Source organism: Paenibacillus sp. FSL M7-0134 (assembly GCF_038007865.1).
GTDB lineage: Bacteria > Bacillota > Bacilli > Paenibacillales > Paenibacillaceae > Paenibacillus > Paenibacillus polymyxa_B.
Genome location: NZ_JBBOXV010000001.1, coordinates 3399014 through 3412455 on the forward strand (window position 1 = coordinate 3399014; position 13442 = coordinate 3412455).

The following is a 13442-nucleotide window of genomic DNA, read 5'->3' on the forward strand; positions in this document are numbered from 1 at the left end:
TTTTCATGGAACAGTCTAAAAAACTTCTTTTTTATCCAATGTATGGTGTATGTATTCTCGAATCTGTAGAGAAAGAAGATGACTTGGAAAACCTACAAAGTTCCTATAACTTGTATTTTCCTAAACAAGGACTTCGCATGTTTATTCCGCAACAGAGAGCACTGCAAAAATGTATCCGACCTTTGTCCAATGTGGATTACTTTTTGAGTTCCAGAGCTCAATTTTTTGGAGAATATGCTCAACTTCCTTTGAACCCTTCTGAACGTCGCTGCTTTTTGCAGGCCAAGATCGAGTCAGGGCTTCTTCATGATCATTTTGGCATCATCAGGGATATAATTTGTTCCAAAGCCTACAATTTGAAAATGAATTCTCATGATAGGTCCATTCTGAGTATGGCTCGAGAGATGCTGGTAAGTGAACTAATGTATGTTTTGAATCTTTCAGCGGACGATGCAGGCAGGTATTTGAAAGAGGATATTGAAAAGCGTCAGCTTGGGTAGGAGGAGCAGTACATGCAAAATTTTATTAACGTTCATGGAGCACGGGAAAATAATCTGAAAAATATTGATATTCAAATTCCTCGTGACCAAATCGTTGTGATCACCGGGGTGAGCGGCTCGGGAAAATCCAGCCTGGCATTCGATACGCTATATGCTGAGGGACAAATGCGTTATGTTGAATCACTATCTTCCTATGCAAGACAATTTCTCGGGCAGATCAATAAACCAGATGTCGACTCGATCGAAGGACTTTCACCCGCAATTGCCATTGAACAAAAAACGACATCTAACAATCCACGTTCCACAGTGGGCACTGTAACTGAGATTTACGATTTTTTGAGGTTATTGTGGGCAAGGGTTGGAACGCCGCATTGTCCATCCTGTAAAAGTGAAGTTACGCGCCAGTCTGTCGATCAAATTGTAGATCAAATATATAGGCTTCCTCAAGGAACGAAATATATGGTGCTCGCACCTTTAGTACAAGATAAAAAAGGGGAGCACCAGCACATTTTTGAACAAGCGAGGACCAATGGCTATGCACGTGTGCGAGTAGACGGTATCGTTAAGAACCTATCGGAAGAGATCCAACTTGATAAAAACAGGAAACATACTATCGCTATTGTAGTGGACCGTCTGGTAGTCAAAGAGGGGGAAACTCAGAGACTGACAGACTCTATTGAAACAGCCATTACTTTGTCCGGCGATACTGTATTGGTTCACCGGATGGATAGCGGTGAGGACATGCTGTTCTCCCAAAGTTTTGCTTGTGCCCGTTGCGGATTTTCCATGCAGGAGCTGTCTCCTCGCATGTTCTCTTTTAATAATCAGTACGGCGCCTGTCCGACTTGCTCGGGACTTGGGTTTCATCTTGAGGTTGACCCGATCAAAGTCGCACCTGATCGCAGTCAATCGTTGAACTCGGGCGCAATTAAAGCTACCGGATGGGGAAATGTCGAAACCAACTCCTATTGCAAAATGTATTTTGAAGCGATTGGAAAAAAGGCTGGATTTGATCTGGATACTCCTCTTGATCAGATTTCACAGCAAGCATTGGACATGCTCCTGTATGGAACACAGGGTGAAAAACTTGAACTTAGATGGGAAAGCAATCATCGGGAGAGGCTGCTGCACCAGGCATTCGAAGGGATTGTCAACAATCTGGATCGACGCTACCGGGAAACCCAGTCCGATACAATGCGGAAAGAACTTGAAGGCTATATGTCCGCCTTGCCTTGCCACGACTGTCACGGTGATCGGCTGGCACCGATGCTTCTTGCTGTAACCGTCTGTGATATGAACATCTCAGATTTCTGCAAGCTGTCTGTTACCGAGGCCATTCATTTTATCGAAAATATGCATCTGTCCCCGGCTAAGGCTATGATTGCCGCCCCGATTACAACGGAGATTGTTGACCGACTTGTATTTTTGAAAAATGTCGGGCTGGAATATTTGACGTTATACCGAACTGCCGGAACACTTTCAGGCGGGGAGAGTCAGCGCATTCGTTTGGCCACCCAGATTGGATCGCGCTTAACAGGAGTGCTGTACATTCTCGACGAGCCCTCGATCGGTTTGCACCAGCGAGACAATGAACGGCTTATTTCCACTTTGAAGGAAATGCGTAATTTGGGCAACACCGTCATTGTGGTGGAGCATGACGAAGAGACGATCCGCCAAGCAGACTGGATTGTGGACATTGGTCCGGGTGCGGGTAAACATGGAGGAGAAGTGGTTGCTCAGGGAGAACTTGACCAAATTACCGCTGAAAAACGTTCGATAACAGGCCAATATTTGTCGCATCAAAGATGGATTCCCGTGCCTGAGAACCGTCGACCAGGCAATGGACATCATCTGACTATTGTGGGAGCAGCGGAAAACAATCTGAAAGACATCAATGTATCCATCCCATTAGGAACGATCACGTGTGTTACGGGCGTTTCCGGGTCAGGTAAGTCCAGCCTTGTTAACGAGATACTTTATAAAAAGCTGGCGGCGACGCTAAATCGAGCTCATACTCGCTCAGGAAAACATTTACAAATTGATGGCATAGAGCATTTGGATAAGATTATTAATATGGATCAAAGCCCGATCGGACGGACTCCTCGTTCCAACCCGGCCACATACACTGGTCTTTTTGATAATATTCGCTCCCTATTTGCCATGACAAACGAAGCCAAGGTGCGTGCTTATGGCCCGGGTCGCTTTTCGTTTAATATTAAGGGCGGACGCTGTGAAGCCTGTACGGGTGATGGATTGATGAGAATCGAAATGCATTTCCTGCCCGATGTGTATGTGCCTTGTGACGTCTGTAAAGGGAAGCGATACAATCGCGAAACTCTGGAAGTTCACTATAAAGGGAAAAGCATTGCAGATATCTTGGAGATGACTGCGGACGAAGCTGTTGTATTTTTTGAGTATGTTCCAAAAATACGGAAGAAAATCGAGGCGCTCTGTAAAGTGGGGTTGGGTTATGTGAAGCTGGGTCAGTCTTCTACAACGCTATCAGGCGGAGAAGCGCAACGAGTGAAACTTGCATCAGAACTGCTGAAGCCCGCTACGGGTTCAACGCTATATGTTATGGATGAACCCACTACAGGACTTCACGTTGCGGATGTGCAGCAATTGATCAATATACTTCATGTGCTGACCGAGGAGGGGAATACCATTGTTGTTATCGAGCATAATCTGGATGTAATCAAGAATGCAGACTATATTATAGATCTGGGACCCGAAGGTGGTAGCAATGGAGGGAACGTCGTATGTACCGGGACCCCAGAACAAGTGGCCGACTTTAAGCTGAGCTACACGGGGCAATATTTACGAAAAGAACTTAGAGACATACATTCATAGATAATCATCCTAATCTCGAATTTCAAACTCTATGCATTCATGCAGTATTCGCTATAATGGATACAGTGATTTAGGAAAGGGATGTAATCATGAAGAAGGTCATCGTAATTGGATCAGGAATTCTGGGGGCATCGACAGCGTACCAGCTAGCAAAAATGGGTGCTGATGTCATTATTGTAGATCGTAAAGATAAAGGACAAGCTACTGATGCCGCCGCTGGCATTATCTGTCCCTGGCTATCACAGCGACGTAATCAGGCTTGGTACCAGCTGGCCAAGGCAGGCGCACGCTTTTATCCTGGGTTGATTGAAGAACTCAAAAGCGAGGGAGAAACAGAAACAGGCTATGCTCAAGTGGGTGCTCTCAGTATTCATGATGATTTGGAGAAAATCAAAAAAATGGAGGAGCGGGCACACTTACGACAAGCGGATGCACCGGAAATCGGTGAAATTACCCGGCTAAATGAAAAAGAAACCCATGAACGGTTTCCTTTGTTAGTAGAAGGTTATCATTCTGTTCATATTAGCGGTGCCGCCCGTATAGATGGTCGTGCGCTGCGGGATGCGTTGGTCCAATCAGCACAGAGACATGGAGCGACCCTTATACATGGGGATGCTGCACTTCAATATGAGTCCGACCAAGTAACTGGAGTAGCGGTCGGTGCAAAAAGCTTCTCGTCCGACAAGGTCATTGTTTGTGCAGGTGCATGGGCAAATCAATTACTGTTGCCTTTGGGCATTCATTTTAAGGTTAGTTATCAAAAAGCACAAATTATGCATTTGCAGGTTCCTAATAGGCAAGACACAGGCACCTGGCCTGTAATCATACCGCCTTCTGATCAATACCTGCTGGCTTTCGATAAACAGAAGATCGTAATAGGGGCGACTCACGAAAATGAAATCGAGGGTTACGATACGAGGGTAACAGCAGGTGGGATGCAGGAAATTCTGAACAAAGGTTTAGAGTTGGCCCCTGATTTAGCAAACAGCACTTTTCAGGAGGTAAGAGTTGGTTTCCGTCCTTTTACACCCGGTTTTCTACCGGTGATCGGAGCTGTTCCAGGCTGGGATGGTCTTATAGCGGCAAATGGGCTTGGAGCATCCGGGTTGACCATGGGCCCCTTTATTGGAAATCAGCTGGCAAAGTTGGCACTTGGAATGGATTTAGATATCGATATCAATGATTATGATATTCGAAAAGCAATAGATGAAAGTTGATCCTTGACCGGAGACAACAATATATATGCTTATGAAGTCGCCATACTGGCGACTTTTTGTTTTAGTGCTATATTCATTCTATACGTCATTCATCATGTCATTGAGATGCGAATTTTTTAACGATTGTGTTGTGGTTTGCATGTTTTTCAAGTAGTCGATTTTATAGATACAGGAATAGATCACATTTAATACATAGTCAAAGGCAATCTGCGATGAAAATGTACCAATCTTGGCATGTTTTACTTCGTCATTAGGCACCTGGATACAGATATTACTGAGTTTGGCCAATTCGCTTTGATTGGTTGCTGTAATTGTGATAAAAGGGATATTTTCATGTGCGAAATGCCGTGCTGCTTTTAAAAAAATCGGCGACTTTCCGTGGTAAGTTAAAAAAACAGCGCAATCCTGTGTCGTAAGATTAGCCGTATGGTAAGCCCACTCAGACAGCTCCGTGGCTATAAACACATACTTGTTTATTTTTACCAATTTATTTTGGAAACTTTTCGCACGGATTTGTGAATCACCTAACGCATATATAAAGATTCTTTTCGCTTGATCCAGCAGTAGGGCTGTTTGCGACAATAAATCATCATCCATGAATGTAAAGTTTTTTTCAATCGTTTCTTTCATTAATTCTGCAATTTCTTTCGCTACTTGAAGTGGGGATTCATCAAAACCGAAAGGATAGTTGGGGTCTACATTGGAAATGTTCTGGGTATTCTGCTGAAATTCCCGAGCAAGTTTGATTATGAACTCCTTGAAACCAGATAGCCCAAGTTTATGTGTTAATCGATTAATCGCGGAATGCGAAGTATATGTTGCCTTTGCAAGCTCCTGAATATTTAAGTGCAGGATACTTTCCTTATGAAGCAAAATATAGGATGCAATGCTTTTTTCGTTTGGTGTAAAGTTTTGCATTTCGGATAATTGCATCAGTATTTTCAACAGGTTCACTCCGGTTCAATTGAAATAACGTTTGATAAAGGATATAAAATAAACATTTTGTTTAAAAACAACCCGCCATGTTGACAAATAATCGGTTGAATGTACCATTTTGGCGGCAAATCCTTTACGATCAACATTCTTCTTCTATAATAAATGAAAAAGAGCCTAAGGGGGAAATAATATGCTTACCATCGGTTATATTGGAAATGGGAAAAGCACGAACCGTTATCATCTTCCTTTTTCATTGAACAGAGCTGATTTGAAAGTGAAGACGATATACGCACGTAATCCAGATAAAGGGGAGTGGAAAAAAGTCCCTGACGTGCAGTATACAGATAATATTGAATCTCTAATGAACGATAAGGAGATTCAGTTGATTGTTATCTGTACACCTGTAGAATCCCACTACGACTATGCGAAAATGGCGCTTGACCACGGGAAAAATGTACTTGTTGAGAAACCTTTTACGTTAACCAAAGAAGAAGCCATGTCGATCTTCCAATATGCTAAAGAGAAAAATCTGGTTGTACAATGCTATCAGAATAGACGTTACGATTCGGATTTCCTCACTACCCAGAAGATTATTGAATCAGGAAAACTTGGAGATTTGCTGGAAGTGGAGATGCATTACGATTATTATCGCCCTGAGATCCCGAACTCCACTTCTCATTTTTCCAAGTATAACAGTTACCTATACGGACATGGCGTTCATACCATTGACCAGGTTCTTTCCTATTTTGGGAAGCCGGACACAATTCGTTACGATGTTCGTCAATTGCTGGGTTCTGGGAGAATGAATGATTACTTTGATCTGGATTTTTATTATCCCTCGCTCAAGGTATCCATCAAATCCAGCTTTTTTCGCTTAAAAGAGCGGCCGAGTTTTGTTGTATACGGCAAAAAAGGCGTTTTTATAAAGCAAACGAAGGATCGTCAGGAGGAGCATCTGAAATTATACTATCTGCCTAAGGGACACGCCGATTTCGGCATCGACCTGCCCGAGCATTACGGCATCTTAACATATTTGGATGATAAAGGCGAGTATCATGAAGAAAAAGTCGTTTCTGAAAAGGGAGACTATGCCCGAGTGTATGACGATATTTATCAGTCGATCGTATTTGGTAAAGAAAAAGTGATTAAAGACGAAGAAACGATAATTTGTATGGAAATACTTGAAAAAGGTATAGAGGAGTGCAACTAAAATGAAGTTGGGAATTGTCGGAGCAGGGATGATCGTAGGGGATCTATTGAGCTTTATTCAGGAAATCCCGACCATTTTATTAAAGGGCATTTGTTCTAGACCTAGCCACCAGGAGAAATTACTGGATTTGAAAAATAAATATGGAATAGCTCAGATTTATTCGGATTACAGCGAGATGCTGATGAACCGTGATGTGGATACAGTTTATATCGGGTTGCCTAATCATCTTCATTATTCATATGCCAAAGAAGCATTATTGAGTGGTAAACATGTCATTTGTGAGAAGCCGTTTACTTCCAATTTGCAAGAATTTCTAGAGCTAAAAGAAATTGCTCAGCAAAGAAAACTGGTATTGGTGGAAGCCATAACGAATCAATATTTGAAAAATTATTTGTCAATGAAGGAGTATCTACCTAAACTTGGTGAGATCAAAATAGTTGAATGCAACTATTCTCAATACTCATCTCGATATGAAGCTTTCAAAGCGGGAATAATCCAGCCTGCGTTTAATCCGGAAATGTCTGGTGGAGCCTTGATGGATATTAATTTATATAATATTCATTTTGTTGTTGGATTCTTCGGTAGCCCAAAGAAAGTGGAGTATTGGGCGAACATGGAGCGTGGAATTGATACTTCAGGTATGCTGCTGCTTGATTACGGTGATTTCAAGTGTGTCTGCATAGGTTCAAAAGATAGTACGGCCCCCAATGCCGTGAACATTCAAGGCAATAAGGGCTATTTACACATGGCAAGTTCAGCTAATATATGCGACTGCTTTGATTACACTGCGAATAAGGAAACGCCAATTCGTGTGGATCTAAAAGATCATTCGCATCGAATGTATGACGAATTCGTTGAGTTTGATCGTATCATCGAAGAAAAAGATTTTGGAAAAGTCTCGAATATGCTTGAACATAGCGAGAAGGTCATGAATGTCATTGAGAAAGCCAAGCAGTCCGCCAATCTTGTATTTGGCCCTGATAAACCATTTTGAGAGTAGCAGACATATGTCTGCTACTCTTTTTTATCAGATTCACAATTTCCGGTCCAACAGCATGCCTATTTGCTCTGCCATCTCGACAGGAGAGAGAGGTTTATCATTCAAAAACCACCACTCCATAATCCCTACCACAGCGGACGCTGCATAACGGACAACCACTTCTTCGTTTAGTCCCCGATTTCTTGCTTCATTCATGTCGACCTCTTCCCGAAGTTCATCGATCATAAATTCAAGAAACTGAGTGCGGAAGTAAGGGGCGCCTTTGCTCACCAGCATCGTGGAGAAAAATAAATAGTTAGCCTCTAAATATTCAAACCAAACAATTTCGGCCTCTGTAAAGCTCAAATGAGCCGATTCAATACATAATCTTCGAAGTTCATTGATGTGTGCGGCGATCAGCTTATCCAGCAAATCATATTTGTCCACGTAATGAAGATAGATGGTTCCCCGGCTTACATTCGCTTTGTCGGATAGATCCTGAATCGTAATATGGTCGAAACTCTTTTCGGCCATCAACTCCGTTAATGCTTTTTTCAAGGCTTCCTGTGTTTTGAGTATTCTCCTGTCCACTTTCACTGTGTTCAACCCCTAAACTTCTAAATGATAATTGACTGTTTTAACTTATATGTCTATTAATGAACAAATCAAGCGTATTTAACAATTGCAAGCATTCTGTATCAGCTTATAATAATAGACACAAGTTCAATAATGTATCTTTTTCAATTATAGATGCATTTATATGAAGGATCAATGCAAAGAAAGAGGAGATATCACATGTCAGATACTCAAAAACTTACGGCTGCACAGCGAACGATTGGGGACTTCTCACCAAAGATTGTCGAGCTGACCGACAAGGTGCTTTTTGGGGACGTTTGGGAACGCAAAGAGCTGGCCCCACGCGACCGCAGCCTCATTACCGTAGCAAGCTTGATCACCGGAGGGAATTCCGAACAACTGGGCTTTCATTTGGGTAAAGCCAAAGACAACGGCCTGACGGAAGAGGAACTGATCGAAGTCATTACCCATCTTGCCTTTTATGCGGGCTGGCCGAAGGCGATGTCCGCTATTACAGTGGCCAAAGAACTATTCGCAAAAGAAAACTAAGTCTCGAAAGGATGTTCATTCTCTATGTCCAATATTCAAGATAAAGTCGTTATTATTACAGGTGCTTCCAGCGGAATCGGAGAGGCAGCGGCCAAAGAACTGGCATCTAAAGGTGCGAAGCTTGTGCTGGCGGCTCGCCGTGAAGACCGTTTACAAAAGCTGCAAGAAGAAGTTGAACAAAGCGGGGGTACAGCCATCTACAAAGTAACCGATGTGACATCGCATGAACAAGTGGAGGAGTTGGCTTCGTATGCACTTCAAGAGTTTGGGAAAATCGACGTACTTATCAATAATGCCGGAGTCATGCCGCAATCGTTTCTCTTTAAGAAGAAAATTAATGAATGGGATATGATGATTGATATTAATATCAAGGGCCTTTTGTACGGGATTGCTGCTGTTCTGCCTGCGATGCGGGAACAGAAATCTGGCCATATCATTAATCTGTCTTCTATTGCCGGACATAATGTCTATCCCGGCGGCACTGTATATTGCGCGACCAAACATGCCGTAAGGGCGATTACGGAAGGTTTACGTCAAGAAGAGGCGATCAGTGGTACCCAGATTCGTACAACGAATATCTCTCCAGGAGCTGTCAGCACTGAATTGACGGAGGGAATCACGGATGCAGAGTTAAAACAAGCCTACGATGAGTTATATCAAGGAGCGATTAAAGCGGAAAGTATCGCACGTGCGATTGCTTTTGCGATTGAAGAGCCAGGAGACGTTGCGATCAATGAAATGATTATTCGCCCAACCACACAACAGGCGTAAGTCAACAGCAGGAGGAATGACGATGAATTATCGTACAGTAGGAAAAACAGGAATCAAGGTTTCAAATTTATGTTTTGGCACGATGTCCTTCGGCGGAAATGCCGATGAAGAAACATCCAAAAAAATGTTCAACCGCTCCCGCGAAGCTGGCATTAACTTTTTCGATACAGCAAACGTGTACAGCCAGGGTCGCTCCGAAGAAATTCTAGGCGAGTGCATCGAGGACTGTCGGAATGAGATTGTACTGAGCACCAAAGTTTTCTATCCGATGGGACAGGACGTGAATGCTAGGGGGCTTTCCCGTCGTCATATCATGCTTGAAGTGGAAAACAGTCTGCGACGCCTGAAGACGGACCGCATCGACTTCTACTTCGTGCATATGTTCGACGAAAATACACCAATGGAGGAGACGCTTCGTGCACTCGACGATCTTCAAGCGCAGGGCAAAATCCTTTACCCAGCGGTGAGCAACTGGTCGGCCTGGCAGATTGCCAAAGCGGTCGGCATCTCTGCCAGGGAGGAGCTGGCGCGCTTTGAATTGATCCAGCCGATGTACAACCTGGTCAAACGTCAGGCTGAGGTAGAAATCCTGCCTCTTGCCGCTTCCGAGCAGATTGGGGTCATTTCGTACAGCCCTCTGGGAGCCGGGATTCTTACGGGCAAATACGGAACGAACAAACGACCGGAGCAAGGACGGCTGGTCGAAGAGCAGCGGTATACGGACCGCTATGCGGATGAAATGAATTTTGCCGTCGCCGACCGCTTTACTGCACATGCAGCAGAACGAGGCGTGAAGCCCTCGACGCTTGCGGTAGCCTGGGCGATGTCCAATCCTATGATCACGGCGCCAATTATTGGCGCAAGAAACCTCGCGCAGCTGGAAGACTCACTGGGCGCTGTCGATGTAGAGATGACTCCAGAGTGGCGCGATGAGATTTCCAGACTTTCGGTGACTCCCGCGCCTGCTACAGACCGGGGCGAGACGCTACTGCCGAACTGGGCTTGGAGACCGAAGACCGCCTAAATGATGTTGGGGAAGTCGGTGGTGTTCTCGTTTTATAGGAAATGACGCTGGAAGTTAAACGTATCATACCGAAAAAGAGACGGCCTAAGGTCGTCCTTTTTGCTTCTTCGCCGATCAGTCTAGATACTTAGTCATTCATGACCTGGTCATATTTTTCCTTCAATCGCTTGATGTCCGCTCTCGGAGGAGCACCGAACATGCGGGAGTATTCGCGGCTGAATTGGGAGGAACTCTCGTAACCGACCCTGAAAGCGACGTCTGCGGCGTCCGCCGATTCAGCCAATAAGATGCGGCGAGCTTCCTGAAGTCTCAGCTGTTTTTGGAACTGAATTGGGCTCATGGCGGTTACCTCTTTAAAATGCCGATGGAACGAAGAAACACTCATGCTGGCGGTGTCTGCAAGATCTTCGATCCGAAAAGACTGGTCCCAATTTCGGACAATATGGTCGATAGCTTCCCGGATCCGATAGGTGCTGCTTCCTTCGACTGCAATCTGAGCCAATTCGACTCCATAGGGCCCCTGCAGCAACCTGTACAGAATCTCCCTCGTGTAAAGCGGGGCGAGAAATGGGATTTCTCCCGGGGTGTCCAGCAGACGGGCAAGCCTGAGCACGGCGTCCTGAATGGACGATTCCATTCGGCCGACGAACAGGGCACGCTTGGCATTATCTTTTGACGTGACCTTAATATCACAATCGTTCAGCACTTCAAGGATCTGGTTCTGTGTAAATTCGAGCTTAAGACTCAGGTAAGGAGAGTCAGTAGACGCTTTTATAATTTGACCGATCACAGGCAGATTCATGGAAGCGATCAGATAATTGGACGGTCCATATTCAAATCTCTCCTGTGCCAGCAAAATTTCTTTCAGACCTTGAACGACAACACAAAAAGAAGGCTTGTAAACCCGATAAGCGGGCTCAGTTATGCTGGAATGCTGATAGAAAAATAGGGAAGGGATCGCCGTTTCCTTGGCGCTATTCTGAAGCGAGTGACGCTCGATTAATTCGGTAAGCTCCTGTTGCTGTCGAATAAGGTTCTCGGACATTCAAATCCTCCTTGCAGGTTTGTCTGGTCCCATTATAAGACTTATCCGCCTGTAGCAACAGTAGCCGTAATAGGATTGGGCAATCATTTAAGACGAATGAGATATCGCTTCGCTTTTTCTGTTCGGCATAATAAGACTAAGCTCACAGAATCAAGCAAGGGGGGGAACAACGGAATAGCTGAAGCGGCTGAATAAGAAGAGAGAACGGGTGCTCTGTCGGTGGAGGGAGTGACAGAAGCCACTACCGCAAGCAAACGACATTATCAAAGAACAAGTTTAAAAAAGGGAGGAGATGAATTAATTGAATCGTTGGTTTAGGAACTTATTGGTTCAAAGGCTTATCACATTAATAGAGTTTGAAGAGCATGAATGTTTCAAAAAATTATATAATAGTTCTCTTGATAGGATCGTAAGCCAATTAACTAAAGAAAAATAATGAACATTTTTCATACCCACCCTCCTACTGGATAAAGAATAAAATGATATTAAGAAAGGAAGATGTATGTTGGAAAAGCGTAAATTGGGAAATAGCGGTCTGGAAGTTTCCGCAATCGGACTTGGATGCATGGGAATGAGTTACGGTTATGGGCCGGCTTCGGACCAAAAGGAAATGATCTCGGTCATTCGGGAAGCGGTCGAGCGCGGCGTGACTTTCTTTGATACCGCCGAAGTATACGGACCCTACACGAATGAAGAACTCTTGGGCGAAGCTCTTCTTCCCGTTCGAGACCAAGTCGTGATTGCCACGAAGTTCGGCTTCAATATGCAGGATGGCAAGCAGTCCGGGATGAACAGTCGCCCTGAGCATATCAAGAAAGTTGCCGAAGAATCGCTTAGACGGCTCAAGATTGAAGCCATCGACCTGTACTATCAGCACCGAGTCGATCCAGATGTGCCGATCGAAGAGGTAGCGGGAGCCGTGCAAGATCTGATCCGGGAAGGAAAGGTGAAGCACTGGGGATTGTCTGAAGCAGGAGTGAAGACCATTCGTCGTGCACACGCGGTTCAGCCACTCACTGCAATTCAGAGTGAATATTCCCTGTGGTGGAGACGTCCCGAAGAGGAACTCCTCCCTGCCCTAGAAGAGCTCGGTATTGGCTTCGTTCCGTTCAGTCCTTTGGGCAAGGGCTACCTGACGGGAAGTTTTAACGCAAACACGACATTCAACCATGACGATTTCCGCAGTATTCTTCCACGTTTTACTCCAGAAGCGCTGGAGGCCAATCAGGTGCTGGTCGACCTGCTTAAAGAGATGGGTGAGCAGTTAAAAGCAACGCCAGCCCAAATCGCACTCGCCTGGCTGCTAGCCCAGAAGTCGTGGATCGTTCCGATCCCGGGCACACGGAAATTAAGCCGTCTGGAAGAAAATCTAGGCGCATTCCACATTAAGCTCACATCCGAAGATGTGCGCAATATTAACAGCGCAGCCTCGCAGATCACTTTGATGGGCGCCAGATATACGGAGGAACTGGAGAGAAGAACGGGTCTTTGATCTAATTCTTCAAGTCATATCCCAACCATGAGGAAATCTCTTTTGTTAAAGTAAATAATTGAGATGAGAAATCGTATTTCTCCGCGATATTAAAATCCTGTCCTGCCTTATGAGGCGGAGTGGGTATAAGTCCAATGTTCATTAACTCGCTGCTGGTAAAATAGCATTAAAATCATCCCAAAAATCGAAATAGCGGCAGTCATGGACGAGGAAATAAAGTCCTAGAACTGCCGCTATTTTATTGAACTTTCGTATCCGTTAGCGCAATAGTTAATAAACATTTATTTGTTCGC

General features: G+C 44.5%; 12 protein-coding genes. 9 read left to right on the forward strand and 3 right to left on the reverse strand.

What is annotated here, in order from left to right; genetic code table 11:
• The first annotated feature begins 5 nt into the window (after positions 1 to 5).
• From NSQ58_RS15350 to NSQ58_RS15360, 3 genes are all read left to right on the forward strand, one after another.
• Positions 6 to 500 carry a hypothetical protein gene (locus tag NSQ58_RS15350; RefSeq protein WP_341057677.1) on the forward strand — a complete coding sequence of 165 codons (495 nt, stop codon included), beginning with the start codon at positions 6 to 8 and terminating at the stop codon, positions 498 to 500.
• A 12-nt stretch (positions 501 to 512) separates the two neighbouring features.
• The gene (gene uvrA / locus NSQ58_RS15355; protein ID WP_341057678.1) at positions 513 to 3350 is read left to right on the forward strand and encodes an excinuclease ABC subunit UvrA; all 2838 of its coding nucleotides are present in this window, start codon (positions 513 to 515) and stop codon (positions 3348 to 3350) included.
• An 89-nt stretch (positions 3351 to 3439) separates the two neighbouring features.
• Complete coding sequence (locus NSQ58_RS15360; RefSeq protein ID WP_341057680.1) at positions 3440 to 4567, forward strand: NAD(P)/FAD-dependent oxidoreductase; 1128 nt, start codon at positions 3440 to 3442, stop codon at positions 4565 to 4567.
• A gap of 78 nt (positions 4568 to 4645) precedes the next feature.
• Here the strand turns inward: NSQ58_RS15360 and NSQ58_RS15365 are convergent, their stop codons facing one another.
• A complete protein-coding gene (locus NSQ58_RS15365) occupies positions 4646 to 5512 on the reverse strand; it encodes a MurR/RpiR family transcriptional regulator (protein WP_023988835.1) in 867 nt (288 codons plus the stop codon).
• A 181-nt stretch (positions 5513 to 5693) separates the two neighbouring features.
• Between NSQ58_RS15365 and NSQ58_RS15370 the strand changes: the two genes are divergently transcribed.
• A complete protein-coding gene (locus NSQ58_RS15370; RefSeq protein ID WP_023988834.1) occupies positions 5694 to 6713 on the forward strand; it encodes a Gfo/Idh/MocA family oxidoreductase in 1020 nt (339 codons plus the stop codon).
• Position 6714: 1 nt separating this feature from the next.
• The gene (locus NSQ58_RS15375) at positions 6715 to 7707 is read left to right on the forward strand and encodes a Gfo/Idh/MocA family protein (protein ID WP_068938806.1); all 993 of its coding nucleotides are present in this window, start codon (positions 6715 to 6717) and stop codon (positions 7705 to 7707) included.
• A gap of 39 nt (positions 7708 to 7746) precedes the next feature.
• Here NSQ58_RS15375 and NSQ58_RS15380 read toward each other — a convergent pair whose 3' ends face one another.
• Complete coding sequence (locus NSQ58_RS15380; protein WP_233903720.1) at positions 7747 to 8289, reverse strand: TetR/AcrR family transcriptional regulator; 543 nt, start codon at positions 8287 to 8289, stop codon at positions 7747 to 7749.
• A gap of 198 nt (positions 8290 to 8487) precedes the next feature.
• Between NSQ58_RS15380 and NSQ58_RS15385 the strand changes: the two genes are divergently transcribed.
• From NSQ58_RS15385 to NSQ58_RS15395, 3 genes are read left to right on the forward strand one after another with little or no spacing between them, the layout of a single operon-like run.
• Positions 8488 to 8817, forward strand: a complete 330-nt coding sequence (locus NSQ58_RS15385) for a carboxymuconolactone decarboxylase family protein (RefSeq protein ID WP_023988831.1) — start codon at positions 8488 to 8490, stop codon at positions 8815 to 8817.
• Positions 8818 to 8841: 24 nt separating this feature from the next.
• Positions 8842 to 9588, forward strand: coding sequence for an SDR family oxidoreductase (locus NSQ58_RS15390; RefSeq protein WP_025722787.1), 747 nt, complete (start codon positions 8842 to 8844; stop codon positions 9586 to 9588).
• Between the two features lie 22 nt (positions 9589 to 9610).
• On the forward strand, positions 9611 to 10612 hold the full coding sequence (locus NSQ58_RS15395) for an aldo/keto reductase (protein ID WP_341057681.1): 1002 nt from the start codon (positions 9611 to 9613) through the stop codon (positions 10610 to 10612).
• Positions 10613 to 10739: 127 nt separating this feature from the next.
• Here the strand turns inward: NSQ58_RS15395 and NSQ58_RS15400 are convergent, their stop codons facing one another.
• Entirely contained in the window at positions 10740 to 11657 is a 918-nt protein-coding gene (locus tag NSQ58_RS15400) for an AraC family transcriptional regulator (RefSeq protein WP_341057682.1), read from the reverse strand.
• Positions 11658 to 12162: 505 nt separating this feature from the next.
• Between NSQ58_RS15400 and NSQ58_RS15405 the strand changes: the two genes are divergently transcribed.
• Positions 12163 to 13149, forward strand: coding sequence for an aldo/keto reductase (locus tag NSQ58_RS15405; protein WP_179086200.1), 987 nt, complete (start codon positions 12163 to 12165; stop codon positions 13147 to 13149).
• Positions 13150 to 13442: the final 293 nt, after the last annotated feature.

Coding starts and splice junctions, on each gene's coding strand:
- NSQ58_RS15350 (WP_341057677.1), top strand. CDS start 6: ATGGAACAGTCTAAAAAACTTCTTTTTTATCCAATGTATGGTGTATGT.
- uvrA (WP_341057678.1), top strand. CDS start 513: ATGCAAAATTTTATTAACGTTCATGGAGCACGGGAAAATAATCTGAAA.
- NSQ58_RS15360 (WP_341057680.1), top strand. CDS start 3,440: ATGAAGAAGGTCATCGTAATTGGATCAGGAATTCTGGGGGCATCGACA.
- NSQ58_RS15370 (WP_023988834.1), top strand. CDS start 5,694: ATGCTTACCATCGGTTATATTGGAAATGGGAAAAGCACGAACCGTTAT.
- NSQ58_RS15375 (WP_068938806.1), top strand. CDS start 6,715: ATGAAGTTGGGAATTGTCGGAGCAGGGATGATCGTAGGGGATCTATTG.
- NSQ58_RS15385 (WP_023988831.1), top strand. CDS start 8,488: ATGTCAGATACTCAAAAACTTACGGCTGCACAGCGAACGATTGGGGAC.
- NSQ58_RS15390 (WP_025722787.1), top strand. CDS start 8,842: ATGTCCAATATTCAAGATAAAGTCGTTATTATTACAGGTGCTTCCAGC.
- NSQ58_RS15395 (WP_341057681.1), top strand. CDS start 9,611: ATGAATTATCGTACAGTAGGAAAAACAGGAATCAAGGTTTCAAATTTA.
- NSQ58_RS15400 (WP_341057682.1), bottom strand. CDS start 11,657: ATGTCCGAGAACCTTATTCGACAGCAACAGGAGCTTACCGAATTAATC.